Raw genomic sequence first — 22,528 nt, forward strand, 5'->3', positions numbered from 1 at the left:
GTCGAGAGAAGGGGCTTGGATTGCGAATCGTTCAATTCGCCTCGTATATACTCACCGTTCCGCTGATCTCGTTCGCTACGAGCAACAACGGCTTGCCGGTTGGGCTTTGGTTAGCCGGCACAAACTTCACAATCTCAGGCCCGCTGTCTGGCCCAACGGTGGCGCTACTGAAATCGCGGTTATTGACATATTGTACGAATACCGGCGCTGTCGGGTTACTGATGTCGAATATCATCACACCCCCCTGCCGTTCCAGACCGATGAAGGCATACGTCCGGTTACGGATCGATCCCAACGCAAGTCCTTCCGGTTCCGGCCCTTTGTTGTCGCTGCGCGTATCGAAATCGTTGGCGCTATGGTTGCTGTTGAAGAAGGTAGGATACGTCTCAGCCACGATCCGCTCGATCTGATCGCCACTGTCGAACACCAGCCGGCCTTCAGCATCCCAAATTGAGAATGAACGCGCGCCAAACACATGGATCTGATCGAAGTCGCCGTCTCCATCGAGATCGCCGCTGGCAATGCTAACGGTCAGCCGGCCTAGCGCCGCATTGTTCTTCAGCGCCGCCGCATTGGGGAAGGCGGTGGGATCGAGCCGGTACCGGCTCGCGCCAACTCGCACCTCTTCTACGTAGCCGGCATACTCGCGCGCGTCGCCTTCATTGGCTGTGACTAGATAGGTCTGTCCGCGCACGCGGTAACTAGCGATCGCGTCCGGCTGATACATCCCAAACACTGGCCAGTTGGTAATGTTGATCGCATTGTCACGGTCGCTGGCATCAAGCCCGTTGCCCGGCAGACTGTGATCTTTCAGGCCAAGTGAACGCACCCACTCGATGCAGAAATAGCGCAGATCGATCTTGGCAATCGCATTGTTCTCTTGCAGTGTCACATACGCGAACAGATTGTCCGGTGTCACGGTGATGTATTCTGGCTCCAGATTCTTCTGTACTGCATCGGGGTCGTTGGCCGTCGGCCCGAAGATGCGAGTCGCTGGATCGAACTGGTCGCGGTACATGCCGCCAATTTCAAACTCGGCAAAGCCGAGATGGATGACATCGTGATCGCTTAGGCGACGAATATTACCGCTGACCGGGATAATGCTGATCGTGCCGTAAGGATCGATGGTGTAATCGTCGTTCGGCTCACCTTCGTTGGCCACCAACAACAAGCGACCGTTAGGGGTGAAGGTCAGCATATCAGGCAATGCCCCTACTTGCACCTGATTCAGGTAGTTGCCATTGAGGTCAAAAAAGACCACAAAACCGGGATCGGTCTTTGGCGCGGCTTCCACTGCCACGGCCACTAGATTGCCACGCACGGCGACACTGTTCGGCCCGGCTCCATACGGCGACAGATCGATCCGGCTCAGCCGGTTGGGAGCACTCGCGTTGCTCAGATCGACGATATCGAGCGAGTTGTTAACGCTGTTGGTAACGAACATACGGTTGCGGCCAAAGGCAACCGTTTCTCCCGACAAATTGCCGAGTCCGGTGGTGTAGCTGGCTAGTAGGGTAAAGGTAGGGACTGATGCTGCCGCAAATACCGGCAACGGACTGATCGCGCCGATCAGCAGCGCGATGGCGACAAACATGGTCAACCCACGGAGACGCATAGTGGTAATTCCCTTCCTGAACGCGGACACTTGCGTCTACTAATATATACATTGTCGATTAAGCCTGTGTCATGAGTATGTTAAGCGTGGGTGTGATTGCGATCACGGCGCCATGGGTGGGGGTTAACGCCGATATAACCGCAGAGGCGCTTAAGGGCGGTATTACTGGATATGCCCGTCTTTAACGCGCCTTACCTCCCTACCAGCGGCACAAATACCTGATACTGCCGCTCAATCTCGACCGGCTCGCTCGGCAGGCCGGTGGCATCGCGGAAACGCATAAACAGGCGCGGGAGTTCAGTTCCATCCCACCGCCAGCGCACCTCTGGCAGCAACGGCAGCCACGGCGCTTCGTCGAAGGTCGGGGTGTCGCTAAACTGCATATCGATTGGTAAGTGATGATCGGTGGCATTGATTCGTATCTGTACCGTGTCATCGGTGAGCCACGTGGTTTGGAGATCAACCCGCGGCGGCAGATTGAGAGTCACTGTTTGCGAGACGGTCGTCGTATTGCCGGCTCGATCAAGGTAGCGAACTTCCACGACGTGCTCGCCTTCGACTGGCGGCAGGCTCCAACGGTAGCTATCGTAGTAGGGCATTGGATCGCTCAGTTCGCCGTTGATACCAAGGATGACCGCCGCAATCCCGCCGTTGTCATCCATCGCATTGGTGTCGATGCGGATGGCGCGGTCGGTTACACCAATCGGTTCTGGCCCAAAGAGTGGCCCTGTCGCTAGGTCGGCAATTTCATCGGCAGTGAGCGGACGGGCGAAGATGGCTAATTCGTCGAAGCGTACCCCAGCAGCCGCACTACCGGTACTAAAGCGGCCAAGGTGTAAGTGTACGCCGGTGATGATTGGCAAGACAGCATTACGCCGTTCAGCCACGAGGATACCGTCAATGTACAAGGCTTTGCTGCCACTCGTTGCGTCCCAACTCACCGCGAAGTGATGCCATCCTGCCGCCAAGGTGTCCGGCACGCTAAGCAGATCTTCGCCACTGCTGGCATCCCCTACCGTCCAGAACGTCCACTGTGCGCTCCCATCAGGGCCGAGCTGGTCGCGGCGCAGCGCTAGCGTGCCGGTATAGACGGGTGCTCCTTCTGGTTCGGCGCTGGCAGCGAGGAGGTAATGACGATTGCGACGGTTAGCCGGATAGTATTCCGGTATCTTGACCCACAGGCTAATCGTACCTTGGACGACATCAAGATTGCCGGTGGTAGGGAATGCAACCTCGGCGTTGTCGCTGATCAGTGCTTGCCCAAACCGGCCCGGCCCGAAGCTTGGCGTGCCGTTAATCTGCGGCAATCCTTGCCCAACGGTTTGCAGTGGGTGCCCATTGAAGGTGACTGCTAGCAACAGATCGGCAGGTGGCGCGACCCGCATCGTTCCGATTGGCGGCGTGGTATCGCTCGGCGGTGGCGTGTAGTCGGGCGGCGTAAAATCGTACATCCCGATCAAATCAGGGTGCCAGAGCCACGTGCTGGCCGCGCAGCCGGCGTAAGCCGGGCACGGGTCGGGGCCGGGGCCGTACCAACCATACGGGTCAACCTGCTTACGAATGCCGCCTTCCCAACGTCGCACCTCAAAGTGCAGATGCGGTGTGCCGCTTACGCCGCTAGCGCCGCTAACGCCAATCTGTTGGCCAGTGGTGACACGAATGCCATTGCCATTGTTGAAGATCGGATCGAGTGCGCTGAGATGCCAGTACACCGTCTCGTAGCCATTAGGGTGGACAATGACCACTCCCATCCCGCGCGATTCGTTAAAGGCATACGCACTGCCGGCGGCGGCGGCGAGGATGGGGGTGGCGAACGGTGCATCGGGGAAGACGTAATCGTGACCGTCGTGGCTGTTGTACTGTACGTTGCGTCGGCCCAGATAGTCAACCATCTCGTTGTTGCCGTCGCCGCCAAGATCAACCATCGGGTACATGTGGTCAAAGTAGGCAAGATGCGTGACCCGTGTGCCCAATGGCCACGGCGCACGCAACCAGCCGGCGACATCTGCCGCGACCGTGGCCGGCGGTGCGAGCTGGGCATCAAAGTAGGTGCGTAAGGCAGTGTGTGTCGCTTTGATGGCCGCTAACCACTCAGCCGAATCGCGTCCCCGTGCTAGAAAGCGCTTGATCGCAATCCATTCCGCCGGTTCATCGAGCGAGAGGGTCAGGGTCAAGCCGTCGCGCAACCGGATAGTAGGCGGTTGCTGGTATGGCCCCAACCCGGCGCGCAGCTCGCGGTTCGCCCACTCGATCTGCGCGGCAAAGCCAACCGGCCCGTGCGCGCCGAAGGGTTGGGCGATCGCCGCCTCCGGCGGTGTGGGATTGCTAAGCAAGCCGGCGGTCGCTTCGAGCAGGGCAAGGGTTAGAAATGGGCTAACGCCGTAGTAGGTACTCTGCTCTTCGATGATCTGGGCCGCGCTGCGCTCGTCAGTACGAAGGTCTTTCAAGAGGCCGGGTTGTTTGGCTAAAAACTCAGCCACATTCCAACCACCCGCCGGTTGCGCGTGCAACGGGGTTGCTAAGAAGATGAGACAGACAATCAAGAACCAGCGGGCAAGTCGGTGCATGGGACGATTGGTGTGATGCGCAGAATCAGCCCGGCGCTGCTGCTCCTATCTATAATAACGTAGCCAGCGTCAGTTGGTTGCGCACAGATGAGGAATAAACGCAAAAGTGCAAAGAATGGCAAACGCAAAGTCGCGAAGCCGCAAAGGTAATAGGAGCAATAAGCGTACTTGGTATGAACAACTGTATATACCTATATACCTCTGCGCCCCTTGCGCCTTTGCGTTGTTACACGTTGCGCCCTTCGCATTAGCCAGTGGTTTTCACTGGCTGCGGGTGGCTCGCTTCGTATGCGGCAATAGCATCGGCTTGGCTGAGCAAAAAGCCAAGCTGGTCAACGCCGTGCAACAGGCAATATTTGCTGAACGCATCGATTGGAAAGTTCACCTGTCGGCCATTGGGCAGTGTCACTGTCTGCGCAGCCAGATCAACGGTCAGCGTCATCTGCGGATCGCTGGCGTACATCGCCACCAGCTCGTCGTAGATCGTCTGCTCAATCGTCACCGGCAGTAAGCCAATTTTCAGCGCATTGCTACGGAAAATGTCGGCAAACGAGGGTGCAATCACTGCGCGGAAGCCGTAGTCTTGCAAAGCCCACGGTGCATGCTCACGCGAGCTACCGCAGCCGAAGTTGCGCCCGCTGATCAGGATCGTCGCGCCTGCCGCTTCTGGCCGATTGAGCGGGAAATCAGGGTTGGGAGTACCATCGGGCAGGTAGCGCCACGCCTCGAACAAGCCGGCAGCTAGTCCACTCTTGTCGGTAACTTTTAGGAAGCGGGCCGGAATGATCTGGTCAGTATCGATATTTTCAACCGGCAAGACGACCGCTTTGCCGGTGATGGTTGCAATAGGTTGCATACCGCTCTCCTTGAGGTTAATTCAACAACGTGCGCGGGTCAGTGACGACACCAGTCACGGCGGTGGCGGCGGCGGTCAACGGACTGGCCAACATCGTGCGTGCTCCCGGCCCTTGCCGGCCCTCGAAGTTGCGGTTCGAGGTGCTGACCGCGTACTTGCCGGGCGGCACTTTGTCGTCGTTCATCCCCAAGCAGGCGCTGCAGCCGGCTTCGCGCCATTCGGCACCTGCCTCTTTGAAAATGCGATCCAGCCCTTCCGCTTCAGCAGCCCGCTTGACTTGCTGCGAGCCGGGTACGACCATTACCCGCACCCCCGGCGCCACCTTACGCCCGCGGAAGAACTGGGCCGCTTGGCGCAGATCAGATAGCCGCGAGTTGGTGCAAGAACCGATAAAGACCACATCGACCGGATGCCCCAGCAGCGGCTTGCCCGGTTCAAGCCCCATGTAGGCCAGCGCTTTGTCGAGCGCGGCCCGGCTGCGTGGGTCAGGCATGTCTTCTGGTCGTGGCACTGGAGCGTCAATGGGAATGCCCATGCCGGGGTTAGTCCCGTAGGTAATCATCGGTTTCAACTCGCTGGCCGAGAGCGTTAATTCGTGATCAAAGACTGCGCCTTCATCAGAGGGCAAGGTGCGCCAGCGTGCCACCGCCGCCTCGAAATCAGCTCCCTTCGGTGCGAATGGTCGTCCGGCAATATACTCGAAGGTAGTGTCATCGGGTGCAACCATCCCGGCTCGTGCCCCGCCTTCGATGCTCATATTGCAGATCGTCATGCGCTCTTCCATCGAGAGTGCTCGGATCGCTTCCCCCATATACTCAAAGACGTAACCGGTTCCGCCGCCGACGCCATATTTGGCGATCAGCGCCAGAATAATGTCTTTGGCCGTCACACCGAGGCCAAGCCGGCCATCAATCCGCACGGCGCAGGTCTTGGGCTTGCGCTGCAAGAGGCACTGGGTCGCCAATACGTGCCCAACTTCTGAGGTGCCAATACCGAACGCCAGCGCGCCGAACGCGCCGTGGGTGCTGGTGTGGCTATCGCCGCATACGATTGTCATGCCCGGTTGGGTCAACCCCTGCTCTGGCCCGATCACATGCACAATGCCCTGATTTTCATCACCCAACTCAAACAGCGGAATGCCGAACTCGGCGCAGTTTTTGCGCAATTGCTCCAGTTGACTGATCGCCATTGGGTCAATCACCGGAATAATGCCGAGATGGTTACGCGGGGTTGTTGGCGTACTATGATCCATCGTCCCCAACGTCTTGTCGGGCCGGCGTACCCGCAAGCCGCGCTGGCGCAATTCGGTAAACGCCTGCGGCGAAGTTACTTCGTGGATCAAATGCAAATCAATATAGAGCACCGCCGGCGTCTCCGGCGTCTCTGGCCGCACCAGATGTGCGTCCCAGACCTTTTCAAACAAGGTGCGCGGTTTGCTCATTTCTCCTCTCCTTGCCGCAGATGATGATGGTTGCCATTGGTTCCTCGCCAGCGCGGATAGCTGCCAAAGATTTTGAGCATACCGGTATGCTGGCGAATGCGCTCAAGAGCGCGGGCAACGTGGGGATCGCGGCGGTGTCCGTTAATGTCAACTAAGAAGATGTATTGTCCTAGAATAGCACGAGTCGGGCGCGACTCGAGTTTGGTCATGTTGATGTTTTCCGCAGCCAATTCTTGCAGTGCGCCAACCAGACTGCCGGGCCGGTCTTCGCGGGTAAACCCAAAACAGAAGCTGGTCTTGTCATCGCCGGTAGGAGGCGCGTCTTCGCGGGCCAGCACGATGAAACGAGTGACGTTGTGCGGGCTATCGGCAATCTCGCGGGCCAAGATGCTGGCTCCAACCAATTCGGCGGCGCGTAGGGTGCCAATCGCGGCTGCCGGTCGCTCGTCGGCCAATGCCTCGGCAGGTGCGGCTGAGTTGCTCAGCGATGCGACCGTCGCGACGCCGGGCAAGCAGCGTTCCACAAAACGCCGGCATTGGGCGAGTGATTGGGGATGGGCGTACAAGACTTTGATGTCGCTTAATTGCAACCCGGGCCGTGCCAGCAGATACTGACGAATTGGGACGACAATCTCGCCGGCGATTTGCAAATTGGTTTCGTGGATGAGCAAGTCAAGCGTATAACTGACACTTCCTTCCAGCAGGTTCTCAATTGGCAACACGCCGACCGTTGCCGCCTCGGTTTCGATGGCGGTAACTACCGCTGGAATGCTGGCCAGCGGCAACAGACGCGCATCACGTTCGGCGGCGTGCGCTAATGCAGCTTCTTCGCTGAAGGTGCCGGGTGGGCCGAGATAGGCAATCGTGTATGTCATGGGAATGAAACGATGGGTGAGGGCGAAGCAGACTTCGCCCTTACGCGCATCGACTCAGCTTGTCCTATCCGAGGGTGCTCCCGCCGAAAATGTCCACCGGCAACGTGTTTGCTTCACCACTGTACCCGGCGGAATAGGCCATCGCCTCGGCCTTAATCCGCTCTTGGCGAGCGGCCAGCATCTTGTTCAACGCTGCCATATACGCTTGGGCCGCGGCGACGATGGTGTCGGTATTCACACCGTAACCGCTAAAGATCTGCTGCGCTTGCCGGCGACCGGTTAGGCTCGTCGCTGTGCTGCTGCTCTCGTTTAGGCGGGCCGGCGCACCCTGCTCGCGAATGCGCACCGTCACCTCAGCGACCGCATCCAGCCCCTCGGTAATCGCGTTGATCGAAAACTCGATCAGCTCGTTCGGGCGCTGAATAATCCGGTTAATCGCCTGATAGACCGCATCAACCGGGCCGGTACCCTGCGCGCTATCGGTCTTAGCCTGACCATCGGGGCCGATCAAGCGCACGGTAGCGGTTGGGATCATTCCCACGCCTGATGTGTACTGAACGTGATCGAGCTTGTATAGCTCTGGTGTGTGTTGCATCTCACCTGCAATCAGCGCCTCGATGTCACGGTCATCGACCTTCTTCTTACGGTCGCATAACTCCTTGAAGCGGGTGAAGACGTGCTGGAACTCGTCATCGTTCAGTGTATAACCCTTCTCTTCAAGGTACTTGCGGAAGGCATGGCGGCCAGAATGCTTGCCCAGCACTAACGTATTGCTGTCGAGACCAACCGTCTCGGCGCTCATGATTTCGTAGGTCTGGCGATACTTCAAGACACCATCCTGATGGATGCCCGACTCGTGGGCGAAGGCGTTCGCGCCGACGATGGCCTTGTTGGGCGGTACCGGTACACCAATGAAACTGCTGACCAGCCGTGAGGTGCGGGCGATTTCGCGCGTCTCGATCCGGGTGCGCAAGCCATAATACTGCTGGCGCGTGTGCAGCGCCATCACTACCTCTTCGAGCGAAGCATTACCGGCCCGTTCGCCGATCCCGTTAATCGTACACTCCACCTGCCGCGCACCGGCCCGTACCCCGGCCAATGAGTTGGCCACCGCCATCCCTAGATCATCGTGACAGTGGGTCGAGAGGATGCAGTTCTCGATCCCCGGCACATGCTCGCGCAGATCGCGGATCATCGCACCATACTCGTCGGGGGTGAGATAGCCAACCGTATCGGGGATATTGAGCGTCGTGGCACCCGCCGCCACCGCGACCGCCACCGCCTCGCGCAAGAAGAGCGGATCGGTGCGCCCGGCATCCATCGGCGAAAACTCGACATCCTCGCACAGCGAGCGGGCATAGCTCACCATTTCGTGGATGAGTTGCAGCGCCTCGGCCCGCGTCTTGCGAAATTGGTATTCGAGGTGGATGTCGGAAGTTGACATAAAAGTATGGATGCGCTTCTTAGCTGCGGGCTGGATCGCGCTCCATGCCTTATCAATATCATCACGGTTCGCGCGGGCCAGCGCCGCGATAATCGGGCCATCGGGCGTACCGATTTCGCGGGCAATCTCATGCACTGCGGCCCAGTCGCCGGGTGACGCGGCGGGGAAGCCGGCCTCGATAATATCTACTTTCAGGCGAGCCAGTTGGCGAGCGACTTCCAGCTTCTCTTCCAGCGTCATGGTGCAGCCGGGGGCCTGCTCGCCATCGCGCAGAGTCGTGTCAAAGATACGGACGTAATCTACACTCGGTTCGGTAGTGTTGGTCATTGTTGCCTCCTGATGTGATGGTAGTCAATTTCCGCGTGGTTATTGGGCGGGGGTGCTCACGCTGCCATTGCATAGGTGCCTATACGTCTTTGTGAGGGCGGGCAGCCCTCTTCATTGCGAGGGGGCGCAAGCCCCCGCAGCAATCTCCCACTTTGGCGGAACGCATGCCTGAGCGCACCTCTGCCGTGCTCGTGGGGGATTGCTTCGCCGGGCGGGGCAGCACTACGTGATGCCCCTCTACGGCTCGCAATGATACAGGTATGTGTACTGTTTGTGCAGGTGCAATCCGCTCACGCAGGGGCAAGGCATTGCCTTGGCCCTAACTCCTTACGCCCCACCCTCGCCCGGCTTAACTTCGCGCGGATTAACAAAGGGCATCATGCGGCGCAATTCGCGGCCGATTTGCTCAATTGGGTGATTAATATCGGCTTGGCGGTAGGCGTTGAACCGGGGCCGACCATTGTGGTTTTCGTCGATCCAGTCTTCGGCAAAGGCGCCGCTCTGGATGTCGGCCAGAATCTGGCGCATCGCGGCGCGGGTCTGATCGGTGATGATCTTGGGGCCGGCGGTGTAATCGCCCCACTCGGCGGTATCACTCACCGAGTAGCGCATGTAATTAAGACCACCCTGATAGAACAGGTCAACGATCAGCTTCAGCTCGTGCATGCACTCGAAGTAGGCAACTTCCGGCTGATAACCGGCCTCGACCAACGTCTCAAAAGCGGCCTTGACTAGCGCGCTGACACCGCCGCAGAGCACCACCTGCTCGCCGAACAGGTCGGTCTCGGTTTCTTCGGCGAAGGTCGTGCGCAACACACCGGCGCGGGTACAGCCAAGGCCCTTAGCATAGGCCAGCGCATCCTCAAACGCGCCGCCGGTGGCGTCTTGCTCGACGGCGATCAGCGCCGGCACGCCGCCGCCCTGCACAAACACCTCGCGCACGCGGTGACCGGGTGCCTTTGGGGCGACCATGCTCACATCGATGCCTTTGGGCGGCACAATCTGCCCGAAGCGGATGTTGAACCCGTGGGCGAACATCAGCGTTTTGCCCGGTTCCATTGCTGGCGCGATGTGCTCGCGGTACAAGTCGGCTTGTCCGATGTCAGGGGTCAGAATCATAACCACCTGCGCTTCGCGGGCCGCTTCGGCGACAGTCATCACCTTTAAGCCAGCTTCTTCAACCTTGCTCCAGCTCTTCGAGCCGGGGTAAAGACCAACCCGCACATCGAGGCCGCTATCGGCAAGGTTGCGGGCATGGGCATGACCTTGGCTGCCAAAGCCAATGATGGCAATTGGCTTGTTCTTCAAGCGGTTGAGATCGGCCTGATTGTCGTAATACAGCTCTGCCATGTTATGTTATTCCTCATAACTTATGCGGCGATCATCCGCCGCGCACGGTAACAAGAACCACTGAGACGCCCAGCGAGGGCGTCTCAGAGGATCGCGCGACTAGTTAAGGGCTGGTACAGCTACGCCATTGGTAGCCGGCTCAACGTACTCGCTGGCGTTGTGGCCGCGTGCGCCGCGTACCATGGCAATCCGGCCAGTGCGCATCATCTCTTTGATCCCGTAGGGACGTACCACCTCAATGAAATTCTCGACCTTACCGGGGGTGCCGGTCATCTCGATAATCATCGTATTCGAGCCAACATCAACGATCCGCGCCCCAAAGACGCTACACATCGAGATGATCTCGTGGCGTGCTGCAGGTGGAGCGTGCAGTTTGATCATTGTCATCTCGCGCTCAACCGTCGGATCATCGGTGACATCACTTACCTTAATCACCTCGATCAACCGGTAGAGTTGTTTGACAACCTGCTCAACATCTTCCGACTCGACTACGAGGGTAAGGCGGCTAACGCCAGCGGTCTCGCTATGGCCGACGGCCAAGCTCTCGATGTTGTAGCCGCGGCGGCGGATCAACCCGATCACGCGGCTCAGCACACCGGGCCGATCTTGCAAAAGGGCGACGATGGTGTGTTTTTTCATGGTTGCTACTCCTCAAGTGAAATGGTATTGGCGCCCTACGCCTGCGACTCCGACAAAATCATCTCGCCGATCGACTTGTTCTGCGGCACCATCGGGAAGACGTTGACCTCACGCTCGACGCGGAAGTCGATCAGCACCGGGCCATCGGTAGCATGCGCTTCGTCGATCGCGGCTTGCACATCTTCGCTGCGTTCAACCGTAAGCCCCTTCCAGCCGTAGGCTTCAGCCAGCTTGGCGAAATTAGGGCCAGAGAGCGGGGTGCCGCTGTAACGCTTGTGCTCGAATAGCTCTTGCCACTGGCGCACCATGCCGAGGTAGCCATTGTTGATCACCGCCACCTTCACATTCTTCAACCCCTCTTGCACGATCGTCGCCATCTCTTGATTGGTCATCTGGAAGCCGCCGTCGCCGACGATCGCCCACACCGTTTCGTTCGGGTAGGCAATCGCCACCCCCAATGCCGCCGGGACGGCGAAACCCATCGTACCGGCACCGCCGGAGGTGATATGGGTGCGGGGGCCATGATTCCAGTCAATCAACTGCGCCGCCCACATCTGATGCTGACCAACGTCGGTAACGACGCGATAGTTGCCGCGCGCGTTAAGGGTGCGGCTGAGCGCTTCGTAGACATCGTGCGGCGGCAGTGACATATTGGCCATCGCGGCCCGATTCTTGTACTGCTGCTTGCCCTGATGCTTGTCTTGCATCTCGCGGATGTGCTCCATCCAGTCAGAAGCATGGGTATGCAACTCGGCCAGCTCGCTGGGCGGCGGTAGGTCTTCCAGCAGTGCTTGCAACACAAGGCGAGCATCGCCGACAATCGGCACATCAACCCGCACATTCTTGCCAATCTCAGACGGATCAATGTCAACGTGGATAATGCGAGCGTGGGGGGCGAAGGTGCTGGCTTTGCCGGTCACGCGGTCATCGAAGCGGCCACCGATATTGAACAATACATCACACTCTTGAATGGCGCGATTAACGTGAACCCAACCGTGCATACCGGGCATACCGATCGCGAGCGGGTGATTTTCGGGAATGGCGCCGATGCCGTGCAGGGTCGTAATCACCGGGATGCGCAGCCGTTCGGCGAATTCTTGCAGCTCGCGGTGGGCACCGGCCATAATGATGCCGTGGCCGGCAATAATCAGTGGCTTCTTAGCGCTGATCAGCAGCTTAATTGCCTCGCGGATTTGGCGGCGGTTGCCTTGATACGTGGGCTTGTAACCGGGTAGATTGAGCTTGATATCCCAATTGGGCACGGTCGTCTTCTGCATCGCATCCTTTGTAATGTCGATCAGCACCGGGCCGGGCCGGCCAGTAGTAGCGATATGGATTGCCTCTTTGAACACATAGGGCAATTCATCGACATTTTTCACTAGATAATTGTGCTTGGTGATCGGCATCGTAATGCCGGTGATGTCAGTCTCTTGGAAGGCATCTTTGCCGAGCACGTGGCTGCCAACTTGACCGGTAATCGCCAGCAGCGGCGTGCTGTCCATCATCGCATCGGCAATCGGAGTGACAAGGTTGGTAGCACCGGGGCCGCTAGTGCCGATACAGACCCCAATTTTGCCGGTAGCGCGAGCGTAGCCTTCAGCGGCGTGGCCGGCACCCTGCTCGTGGCGGCAGAGTACGTGGCGTAGCCGGTCACGGTAATCCCACATCGCGTAATAGAAGGGCATAATTGCGCCGCCGGGGATACCAAACATAACTTCGACCCCCTCACGGATGAGGGCCTCACACATAATCTGGGCGCCGGTGAGTGGTTTGGTCATCGAACTACTCCTGTGATGATGAGTCTGAAACAAAACCTTTGCACGCAGCCGTACCCAACGGTGTCGAGCGCTTCAGTGCGCTGCACCGCTGGCGACGACCGATCCAACAACCGACGAGCCACAGCAATGGGGCGCTGCGCCGCTGCTCACCACTCTGTGAGCGCCAGTCGCGAGGCAATGCGCTGGCAAGGCGGCGGTGAACTGAGCGTGGATCTAACGGCGCCGGATGATAATAACCGGCGCCAGCGCGAGTTGCGGCCGCAACAACTGTTGTTGCCAGTAGCCGATGATGATGGTGATGAGCCGCATCGCGTATCCTCGCACGGGTACTAAAAAACCTCCCGCAAGGCGGGAGGTTCAGTCTTACTTCCTGAGCCGGGGCTTTGTGACCTTCCCCTCCCTAAACACGCTTGCTCCACCCGCCGATAAGGCTAAGGAGGAGTACGAGTACGAGGAGGATAAGGCTTACAAAGTGAGCGGCCATAGATTTGTGTACTTTGCCTAAATGACGATCCGCCAAGAGAATACCATGAGGTGAACACTTTGTCAACTAGCATTATGGGGGAATGGCATCGCAGGGGGCACAGCACCGCTGTGCCCGTACCGGCGGGGGCGGCGACGGGGCAGCAGGTCAGAACGTAAGGCACCAGTAGGGGCACAGCATCGCTGTGCCCTCGGTACCGGATTGAATCATTAAATCCACCGTCACACCGTGCGTTGTTCCCAGGGGAACACAGCAAATGGCACCCTTGTTGTCTACGACGACGAGAGCAAAATGATGACCGTTGTCTTGTTATCAGCAGTCGAAATGGTAATCGCTGCACTGCGTCCGTCTTTGGTGAATGAGAGTTGGAAGGTACCACCGTACTCCACTTCTTCCCCGGCCTTCCAGCCCTTAGCAGCCATTTCTGTTCTGTAAAAGGCTGCTATATTCGCCGCCGATTCGGTTGTCTCAAAGCTGATCAGATCACCCATTCGCAACTGATTGCTGACATTAGGCGGTAGCGGAATGTCAGCGCCGGTGGCTTGCTGTTGCGCACATACCTCGGGCAAGGTGATAGTGGCATTGCCGGGAAGCTTAGTGACGTTGTACTCCCAGCGCAGGTTGCTGAGCGCGCCGGGCAACGGCAACGGTGCGCCGCTTTCGTCGAGCGCATTATCAGTAATAGTGCCGGTGAGTTCGCCGATGTGGCGCACAACCACTGCCGGATTGGATGATACCCAGATCTCACCGTTGGCTTGCCCCTGATAGCCAAGCGTTTGTTCAGTTAAATTGAAGGTGTAGCGATCAGTGGTAAAGCCGTTGACCTGTACGCCGCGTTCAGCGAGCCGGGCATCGTTCAGGTCGCCAATCAGCGAATCAGGGGTCAAGATACTGCCGGCGAACATGTCGCTGCCGGTCATGTTTAGGCAGTTCCGATCAGTGCCGCTCTCGACATACTGGTATGCTTGGTCGCCTATTTGTATGTAGATGAGGCGCGAAAATCCTGTATCTGGTGAATCAGACTCAATGGTGAGGCTGCGATTGCCATTTTGCAGCCAGATTTCGAGGAAGGTCAGTTTGATCGGTTCATCGGCTTGGCCCTCGGTCTTCAGCAAACCGTTAATCTTCATCTCGACCTGCACATTGCCAAGCGCCGTAAAGTCGGTCTCAGTGCTGGTAACCGGCGGGCGTTCAGTTACACCTCCCGCAGCAGCGGTTGGCTCGGTTGCCGTCGTTGGCGCTGCGGTAGCTGCTGGATTTGCCGCTACCGTTGGGCGGGGTGTGCGGGTCGGCGGGGCTTCCGTGGTTGGTGTTGGTGAAGAATTGCTGGCTGTGCCGCCGCCACAGGCGGCGAGCAGCGCCACGAGGGCAATGCTGAGCAGGGTGAAGATGCTGCGGGTGGTGATCATCGGAAGTTGCTCCCCACTAATCGCGATCTGAAGCGTAGTTGACGTTTGTCACTGTAGCATGCGAGAGAGGGTCTCACAAGGGAGATTGGATGAAGATTTTGTCAGGTTTGGGTTGGAGCGATGCGGTGAAGTGAGATAGTGCTGGTCCGCTTATGTACCTAGTCTAGGCGGCTTGCAGGTCTTTCTATCAGTGTCGAAGGCTTCCTAGCAACTGACGCCAAGCGTTGCAAGAGGTATAAAGTGATAAGCAGCGGGTGACAACTCATTGTCGGCAAGCCCATACCACCGCCTGCAACAATCGCTCCGCAGTATCATCCCAACACGGCAAGCCAGCAGCGTGTTGCCGAGCCGCGGCGCTGAGGCGCGCGCGCAGGGCAGGATCAGTGGTGATGGCGCGCAACGCTGCGGCTAGCGCCGCTTCATCGTCGGGCGGCACGAGCAGGCCGCCATTGCCTACCAGCGCTGGCACTGGCCCTACCGCGCCAGCAATCACTGGCAAGCCGCAGGCCAGCGCCTCGGCGAAGACCAAGCCGTAGCCTTCAAAGCGTGAGGGAAGGGCAAAGACGCTGGCGCGCGCGTAGAGGTTTGCTAACGCATCGTCATCAAGCGTGCCGCGTACACTGACTTGGGCCGGGCAGCTACGCACCGCTTGCCAAACTTCGGCGGCATAGGCTGGATCAGCATTAGTCTCGCCGATCAGGTCCAATCGCCAATCGTGAATCGCGGCTTGCCCCCATGCCCGCACCAAGTGAGCCAGATTCTTACGCGGGATCCATTGCCCAACCGCGATCACCAGCGGCTCGCGTGGCATACCTGCCGGCAAGCGAGCCAACAGACGGTCGCATCCACCCGATGCAACGAAGACCCGCGCCGGATCGGCGCCGCGGGCAATGAGCGTCGCAGCGCCGTCATCACTCACTGCGACGAGCGCATCGGCATGCAGCAGGGCCTGTTCCCATTCCTGTTCTCGCGAATCGCTCGCCCCGGCTACTGCCGGCAATTCGTGGATCAGCGCAATCAGCGGACGCTGCGCGCGCCACTGATCGAGCCATGGCGCAACCACGGCCCGTGCTAGGGCATCAACCAGCAGCGCGTCGTAGCGTTCAGCGACCACTCGTGTCCCGGCTAGCGGCGCAGCCGCCAATTGCCCGGCGACATCCGCCGGACCTAACGCGATTTCGTCAACACGGTGGCCCTGCGCGCGCCAGCGCCGGAAGACTTCGCGGTGGTAGAGGTAGCCGCCAGTGAGCCGGTTCGGATCGCCAACGGTGAGAAAGGCGAGGTGTAGGTTCATAGTGTCCATTTGTTAACCACAGAGGGTGCAGAGAACGCTAAGATCTTATCAGCCTCTCTCGCATCTACGAAGTGCGGGCCGCCGACCCGCATGCGATCGCAGCGCGTAAAGAGCGCAGGCCGCCAGCCCGCACGCGATCTCAGTGCATCAGGACGCGGGTCGCCGGCTCGTAGGCTATTTCCGCTGAGTACGCCCCTCCTCATTCTAACGTACTGCTATACGCCGCATACGCCTGCGGATTTTCCCAAATCCGAACCGTCAACGTGGTGAGACCGGTCCCGCGCAGCGCAGCGGCGATGCGTTCCCAACAGTAGTGAGCGACATTCTCGGCGGTCGTGTTCACGTCACGCAACCCTTCGATGGTGCCCAAATCACGGTAATGCAGATCGGCCACAATCGCGTTGACCGCCTCGTGCAGGCGGGTAATGTCGAAGAGTGTGCCGTCGGGTTGCAAGTGCGGGCCAGTCACGATCGCCTCCAGCCGGTAGGTGTGGCCATGCATCCGGGTGGCCGGCCCGAAGTTGCCTTCAAGCCGATGGGCAGCTTCAAATTGGGCATTGACGCCGATTTCGTACATGGAGGTACTCCTGTCTTGGATAATGGCCAGTTGATGCGATAGCGTGCTGCTGCATTTCGTTGTCGTGGAAAGTTAGCACCTTATCTCACAGCCTGCTTTATTTGTCAAGGTCTTGTCTATGTTTCGGGCAAGCGGAATGTGCGCTATCGTAGACGCCGAGGGCGCACAGAGTTTTAACGAAAGGGCGCAGAGGTCGCATAAAACCCTTTGCGTCCTCTGCACCTTCACCCTCTGCATACTCGGCATTCGCTGCGGTAAACCGCTTGCCCCCCCCTTCCCTCAGCGGGGAGCGGCGGGAGAGGGGCAAGATGGTGTGTAGGCCAACGGGCTGATGTTATTGCGAGGGTATGCAGCGTCCGCCGCAATCTCCTGCGCAAGCGCCTAGGATGTCTATTTGGTATAATCGCTGCGTTGCGCCTAGCAATCAGTTAGGCAGTCTCGCATCTAGCACAAGGCTATTGCTATGCGTCTCCTAGGCGCGATCTTTCTACTCTTCTGCGGTTTCTATCTGCTCACGATGAGCGGCCATACCTATTCAGCCGATGAAGAAACGATGCTCGCGGTGACTCGCAGCCTTATTGAGCGGGGTGATGTGGCTGTATTAGTGGAAGACGGCGCTCCGGTTGCCGCGTTACGTCCCGGTCGCAATGAGCAACCCTATTCACCGTATGGCCTTCTCCCTTCTCTGCTCGCCATCCCGTTCCATCGCCTTGGCGAGTTGATTGCTCCTATCGGCCGCTCGGCTGACTTTGCAACCCGTTTCACTGTGACGATGCTCAATAGTTTCGTCACTGCTGCAACATGCGCTGTATTGGCTCGCTGGGCTTGGCAGCTTGGGGCATCAACGCTATGGGCTGCTATACTTGCGTTGCTCTATGGGTTGGCAACTTTCGCATGGCCGTATGCTCGTACTTTCTTTTCTGAACCACTGGCCGGATTGCTGATCCTGATCGCTGCCGAGCGTGCTTATGCGGCATGGCGGTATCTCAGACCGCCTGCCCGCTGGACTTCCTTCCTTATCTCTGGCTTAGCAGCAGGTTTCTTGCTAACGACACGGATCGCGGCCGGTGTCGTGCTGCCAATCATTAGTGGGTATGTCTTATGGGAAGCGTGGCGCCGTTCGTTAGACGAGACGAGTGCGTTGCAGTTCACCGGTTCTGCTCGCAGGATCAGGTGTGTTGTCAATACCGCCGGTGCTCTAACCCTGTGGATTATCGGCACAATTCCCGGTCTGTTGCTCTTTATGTGGTACAACCTTGCTCGGTTTGACACACCGCTTGCTTCCGGCTATGCGAGTGAGGCATACACGTTCACTACACCGTTACAAGAGGGTCTCATCGGTCTGTTATTCAGTTCCGGCAAGAGTGTATTTCTCTTTGCGCCGCCGATCTTGTTGGCGCTACCGGGCGGGATCGCACTCTGGCGGCGGGGTGAACGGACGGTTGTGCTGTTTATGCTTGGACTGTTCGGGTCACATGTAGTGTTGTATGCATGCTGGGGACAGTGGCCGGGTGGAGGTGTGTGGGGGCCACGTTTTCTGCTTCCCGTGGTAGCGCCGCTCGTTGTTCTCGGGGCCGGTGTGTTTCTACGTGAGGCGCTGCAACCGGCTGTCACGTACCGGCGTGTAGCGCTGGCCGTTCTCACCGGACTCCTCGGTTTTGCCGGCAATTTGGGTGGCGTGCTGTTGAATTTTGATACGTATGTTGTGCTGTATCCAGCCGAGGAGCAGTTCTACCAACCGGCTGCTTCTCCTCTTGTTGGCCATTGGCGGTTACTGGTCGAGCGCTGGCAGCGTTATGGTGCAGCGCCGCCGGTATGTCACTTAGGTGACGGCCTGTACGCCACCGAAGCAACGGATGGAGCGATCTTTCCTCGGCGTACCGGTGCGCACGGTATCGTGAATTGTACCACGGTGGAGGGTGCTCGGCTCAGGTTTATCCTCGATGACCGACGTCCACACTCGGCGCCTACAAGCGGGGTACGGTTTCGTCTCAATGGGTATGATTTGGGGCGTCAGCCACAGGGGCAGCGACGGGTGTACAACATCCTTATCGAACCCGGGCGCGTGCGTCTAGAGATTATCGCTCGGCCATGGAACCCGCTCACGGTAGGTTTTAGTGATCGGAATGATCCGCTCGGCCCGATCATCGTCTCGTTTCAAGGCGTTACGATTGGTGAAACGACGCTGAACGTGGTTGACACCGCAATTGCACCACTGCCCAAACATCCGTTGCCGCGTTGGGCATGGTATTACGATCCGCCGAACCAACACCTTGTTGATCACTGGGCGTGGTACCTGCCCCGCTCTGAGTTGACTGACCTCGCTGCGCAGAGATTGGCAATGCTGGTTGTCTGCTTGGGAGTTGGCTCGGTAACCGGCGGTCTTGTGCTCATTGTTGGCGCTTTCAGACAGCAACCGACACGGGTTGCATAGGGCTATGAATTGATACGGTTGGCGGTGGATACGCGCTGAGCGAATACATTGACGTGCAGCGAGACGCTCCTCTTTACAAGCCATCTGATTGCACCCAATCATTGCCTCGTCCCTCGCGAATGACCGGCAAGTTATCAAGCTATGCCAGAGAACGTCCAATCACTAACTCATACATTGTCGCATGATGAGTGTTTTTCATTGGCACGAGTCGCATCTTAAATCCATGCGCTCGGACCAGTTCTTTTACTTCTTCTTCATTGTACGTGAGCAACACATTGCCACGTACCTGCTGACAAAGATCAAACAGGCGCTGGTGTTCAATCTGATGATGGCGGTAGAGTCGTTTGCCGGCTCACTTGCCACCGGCTGTATAGGGTTATAGGGCAAGATAGGGGTAACTGGTGGCGAATAGTAATCTATCGGTTGCTGTGTAGTCTCAAGGGGGTGTTCGCAAAGATGACGCTTGCTGCGTTACGTGAATACTTCGACTGACCCCCCCATTGTATGTTTTTTACATCTCAATCGTACTCAAACGCTATCTGGATCAATCCTGCCGGTGATATATCGAGCAACGCATAAGCATCTGCTGCTTGCGCAAGCCGGAAACGGTGACTGACCAACTCAGCGAGTCGAAGTTGGGGAAGCAACTCCATCACTGTCGCCGTTCGGCGGGCGTAGTCCCAACGGGGCAGGGTTTCCGGCGCTAGCCAGCCTACCTGCGATGAGCGCACGCGCACTCGCCCGCGGTGGAAATGGCCGCCGAGCGTGAGTGTGACCGGTTTTTGCCCATACCACGAGGCCACTACCACTAGCCCTTCAACGGCTACCGCGTCAATAGCCTGTTGCAACGCCGCTGGCGCGCCGCTCACCTCGATGGCGATGTCAGCTCCCTTTCCGCCGGTCAGTTCAACAATCGCTGCCGGGTCGGCGTGGGCCAGTGTGATCGCGCCAAAGCGTTCTGCCAGCTCGCGCCGGTACGGGTCGGGGTCAATCGCAATCACGCGCGCGCCGGTGCGGAGCAAGAGCTGCGTCACCAGCAACCCCACCACGCCTTGCCCCAGCACCGCCACCGTTTCGCCCAGCCGCGGCGCGGCGTCGTGGCAGATGGTGAGCGCCGTCTCGACATTAGCGTAAAATCCGCCCAATGCTGGATCGAGGTTGGCCGGCAGCCGCTTGACCAGATGTGCCGGCAGAGTAAAGACGCTCTGGTGAGGGTGTAAGGCGGCGACTGCATCGCCGATGTTGAGACCGTCTACGCCGGGGCCAACATCGATCACCCGTCCGGCAATCGCGTAGCCGTATTTGATCGGGAAGGCGAAGCTGCCGCTGAGCGTCGGCAGGTCAAGGGGCAATGTCGGGTCGATCTGACCGCGATACACTAGCCGTTCAGTTCCATGGCTGATCAACGAGGCAATGGCAGCTACCCGCACCTCGCCGGCTGCCGGCGGTGGTGCAGTTTCGCGGCGTACCACTACGGTGCGCGGTGCAGTAACCCAGATAGCATCGGCGGGCATTGATGCGCTCGCTAAGGAGTGTTCAGTATTCAATCTGCCCCTCCACCACCACATCAGCGCCGTAGGTTGTCCACGTTGCGTTGCGCACCTTGATCGCCTGACCGAGCGCTGTAATGCCGAGATCGCCGATCGCTGCCGGCCCCGCGCCGAGAATCAGCGGTGCGATAGTGATGGCGACGGCATCGGCTAAACGTGCGCGCAACAGGCTGGTCAGCAGTCGTGCGCCGCCTTCAACCATCACGCTGGCAATGCCGCACTCACCAAGTGCGACCAGCAGCGCCGCCAGATCGACTCTGCCGTCTGGTGTTGCCGGGAAGCTCAGCACCGTCGCGCCACACGCCCGCAACGCTTCGCACCGTTTGGTTGGCGCTGCGTCAGTGCAGGCAATCACTGTGCCACGCGCTGCGCCATCACGGATCACCGCTGCGGTCGGCGGTGTGCGCAGCGTGCTATCGACGATCACCCGCAGTGGATTGCGCCCGTCCACTAGCCGTACTGTCAAACGTGGGTCGTCGCGCAATACTGTGCCAATACCGACCATGATCGCGTCGTGGGCAGCGCGGACGCTATGGCAGAAGCGTAACGATTCGGATCCGCTGATCCACTGCGAGCTGCCATCAACTGCCGCCACTCGTCCGTCGAGTGTTTGGGCAAAGCTGAGGGTGACTCGTGGTCGGTTCATCGTCGGCGTACAATCTCAACTACTGATCCGGCGAGGATGGTATCGCCGAGCCGCACGCCCGGTTTCGTCACCCGCACCGCCACTGCGCGGATCTGTGGATGGTCATTGAGCACTGCTGTTGCAATCCGTTCGGCAACCGCTTCGGTCAATTGCAACGCCGGCCCGCAGACAATCTCGCGCACGCGCTCGTGAATCTGGCTGTAGTCAACCGTTTGACCAAGGTCATCGTTTGCACCGGCGGTACGCAGATCGAGTTCTACTGCCACGTCAACCACAAACCGCTGGCCAAGCCGGTTTTCTTCCGGGCGGGTGCCGTGATAGCCGATGAATTGCATCCCGCTCAAGATGATCCGGTCGTGGCCGATTCCCCAATCACTCATTATCACGATCCTTTTCTACCGCCAACCCATACATTAGCGGGATCGCCGGCACATCGGGCGGCGCGTGCCACCGGCGGCCTTCTCCTTGTACCATCCGCTCGAATGGTCGTTCGCCATTGGTATAGGTGTATTCATGGAGTTCACAGAGTCGTAGTCCGGCCTGTGCGAGGGCAGTGACAACCTCGCCAATTCCCCAGCGGTAGAGGATGCATGGCTCTGGGTTGGCAAAATCGCGTACACCGGGCAGGAATCCAGATGGCGACAACCCGCCTTCAGCCGTGCCGACGTAATCGCCGACTCCCGGCAGGGTTAATTGCTCGCCGCCTTGCGGGTAATTGTAAGCCAGCCGCCAATCGGCGCTAAACATATTCGAGGCCGGGTGAAACTCCATCAGCGCAAACCGCCCGCCGGGAGCGAGCATGCGGGCGATGCCGGCGGCGAAGGAATTGAGATCGCGCAGCCAGCAGATCACGCCGTAACCAGCGTAGATGCGATCAAAGTGCAGACCATCTGCTACCGCCGTCGCCAAGTATTCGTAGATATCAGCCTGCACAAACGTGGCCGGAATGCCACTCGCCGCGCTCAGCTCCCGCGCATAGGCAATCGCGGCGTCGCTAAGGTCAACGCCGGTAACAATCGCTCCCTGCGCTGCCAGCGAGAGGCTATCGGCCCCGGTATTGCAGAGCAGGTGCAGCAGCCGGCAACCGCGAATCTCGCCAAGCAGCGCCATCTCTTCCGGGAACAACGTCGAACCGCCATGACGCAAAAAGGCCGCCTCATCGGCGCGATGGCTGGTATGGGCCGGCACCACCGCATTCCACGAGCGGCGATTTTGTTCGGTGATCGGGTCGGGTATCATCGG

18 protein-coding genes are annotated in these 22,528 nt (G+C 58.8%); 2 read left to right on the forward strand and 16 right to left on the reverse strand.

From position 1 onward, the window contains the following. Positions 1–31: 31 nt before the first annotated feature. The 12 genes from Q1A00_RS03545 to Q1A00_RS03600 form a co-directional block, all read right to left on the reverse strand. Positions 32–1,615 carry a choice-of-anchor I family protein gene (locus Q1A00_RS03545; protein WP_298490022.1) on the reverse strand — a complete coding sequence of 528 codons (1,584 nt, stop codon included), beginning with the start codon at positions 1,613–1,615 and terminating at the stop codon, positions 32–34. 191 nt (positions 1,616–1,806) lie between these two features. Further along, entirely contained in the window at positions 1,807–4,182 is a 2,376-nt protein-coding gene (locus Q1A00_RS03550; RefSeq protein WP_299755299.1) for a LamG-like jellyroll fold domain-containing protein, read from the reverse strand. Positions 4,183–4,429: 247 nt separating this feature from the next. Next, entirely contained in the window at positions 4,430–5,038 is a 609-nt protein-coding gene (gene leuD, locus Q1A00_RS03555) for a 3-isopropylmalate dehydratase small subunit (RefSeq protein WP_298406467.1), read from the reverse strand. Between the two features lie 16 nt (positions 5,039–5,054). Continuing rightward, positions 5,055–6,479, reverse strand: coding sequence for a 3-isopropylmalate dehydratase large subunit (gene leuC / locus Q1A00_RS03560; RefSeq protein WP_298406469.1), 1,425 nt, complete (start codon positions 6,477–6,479; stop codon positions 5,055–5,057). Continuing rightward, the gene (gene pheA / locus Q1A00_RS03565) at positions 6,476–7,354 is read right to left on the reverse strand and encodes a prephenate dehydratase (RefSeq protein ID WP_299755303.1); all 879 of its coding nucleotides are present in this window, start codon (positions 7,352–7,354) and stop codon (positions 6,476–6,478) included. Before pheA ends, leuC begins: the two co-directional genes overlap by 4 nt. A 64-nt stretch (positions 7,355–7,418) precedes the next feature. Next, a complete protein-coding gene (locus tag Q1A00_RS03570) occupies positions 7,419–9,125 on the reverse strand; it encodes a 2-isopropylmalate synthase (RefSeq protein ID WP_298406473.1) in 1,707 nt (568 codons plus the stop codon). Positions 9,126–9,452: 327 nt separating this feature from the next. Continuing rightward, positions 9,453–10,475: a ketol-acid reductoisomerase gene (gene ilvC, locus Q1A00_RS03575; protein WP_298406475.1), complete on the reverse strand. Its 1,023-nt coding sequence runs from the start codon at positions 10,473–10,475 to the stop codon at positions 9,453–9,455. A gap of 99 nt (positions 10,476–10,574) precedes the next feature. Further along, entirely contained in the window at positions 10,575–11,114 is a 540-nt protein-coding gene (gene ilvN, locus Q1A00_RS03580; RefSeq protein ID WP_298406477.1) for an acetolactate synthase small subunit, read from the reverse strand. Positions 11,115–11,149: 35 nt separating this feature from the next. Continuing rightward, positions 11,150–12,892, reverse strand: coding sequence for a biosynthetic-type acetolactate synthase large subunit (ilvB, locus tag Q1A00_RS03585; RefSeq protein WP_298406479.1), 1,743 nt, complete (start codon positions 12,890–12,892; stop codon positions 11,150–11,152). A gap of 756 nt (positions 12,893–13,648) precedes the next feature. Continuing rightward, complete coding sequence (locus Q1A00_RS03590; RefSeq protein ID WP_298406481.1) at positions 13,649–14,785, reverse strand: hypothetical protein; 1,137 nt, start codon at positions 14,783–14,785, stop codon at positions 13,649–13,651. A 262-nt stretch (positions 14,786–15,047) separates the two neighbouring features. Then, a complete protein-coding gene (locus tag Q1A00_RS03595) occupies positions 15,048–16,079 on the reverse strand; it encodes a glycosyltransferase family 4 protein (RefSeq protein WP_298490020.1) in 1,032 nt (343 codons plus the stop codon). A gap of 199 nt (positions 16,080–16,278) precedes the next feature. Beyond that, complete coding sequence (locus tag Q1A00_RS03600) at positions 16,279–16,656, reverse strand: 6-carboxytetrahydropterin synthase (RefSeq protein WP_298406485.1); 378 nt, start codon at positions 16,654–16,656, stop codon at positions 16,279–16,281. A 463-nt stretch (positions 16,657–17,119) separates the two neighbouring features. Here Q1A00_RS03600 and Q1A00_RS03605 point away from each other — a divergent pair, with 463 nt between their 5' ends. Then, entirely contained in the window at positions 17,120–19,090 is a 1,971-nt protein-coding gene (locus Q1A00_RS03605) for a hypothetical protein (protein WP_298482126.1), read from the forward strand. A 223-nt stretch (positions 19,091–19,313) separates the two neighbouring features. After that, positions 19,314–19,472, forward strand: coding sequence for a hypothetical protein (locus tag Q1A00_RS03610; RefSeq protein ID WP_298405802.1), 159 nt, complete (start codon positions 19,314–19,316; stop codon positions 19,470–19,472). A 136-nt stretch (positions 19,473–19,608) separates the two neighbouring features. Here the strand turns inward: Q1A00_RS03610 and Q1A00_RS03615 are convergent, their stop codons facing one another. From Q1A00_RS03615 to Q1A00_RS03630, 4 genes are read right to left on the reverse strand one after another with little or no spacing between them, the layout of a single operon-like run. After that, positions 19,609–20,604, reverse strand: coding sequence for a zinc-binding alcohol dehydrogenase (locus tag Q1A00_RS03615; RefSeq protein WP_298405800.1), 996 nt, complete (start codon positions 20,602–20,604; stop codon positions 19,609–19,611). Positions 20,605–20,626: 22 nt separating this feature from the next. Further along, a complete protein-coding gene (locus Q1A00_RS03620) occupies positions 20,627–21,286 on the reverse strand; it encodes a RibD family protein (RefSeq protein WP_298405798.1) in 660 nt (219 codons plus the stop codon). Next, entirely contained in the window at positions 21,283–21,666 is a 384-nt protein-coding gene (gene folB / locus Q1A00_RS03625; protein WP_298405796.1) for a dihydroneopterin aldolase, read from the reverse strand. Before folB ends, Q1A00_RS03620 begins: the two co-directional genes overlap by 4 nt. After that, positions 21,659–22,522, reverse strand: coding sequence for a class I SAM-dependent methyltransferase (locus Q1A00_RS03630; RefSeq protein ID WP_366144830.1), 864 nt, complete (start codon positions 22,520–22,522; stop codon positions 21,659–21,661). Before Q1A00_RS03630 ends, folB begins: the two co-directional genes overlap by 8 nt. Between the last annotated feature and the right edge of the window lie 6 nt (positions 22,523–22,528).

It is taken from the genome of uncultured Chloroflexus sp. (assembly GCF_938091255.1).
In the GTDB taxonomy this organism is placed as follows: Bacteria; Chloroflexota; Chloroflexia; order Chloroflexales; family Chloroflexaceae; genus Chloroflexus.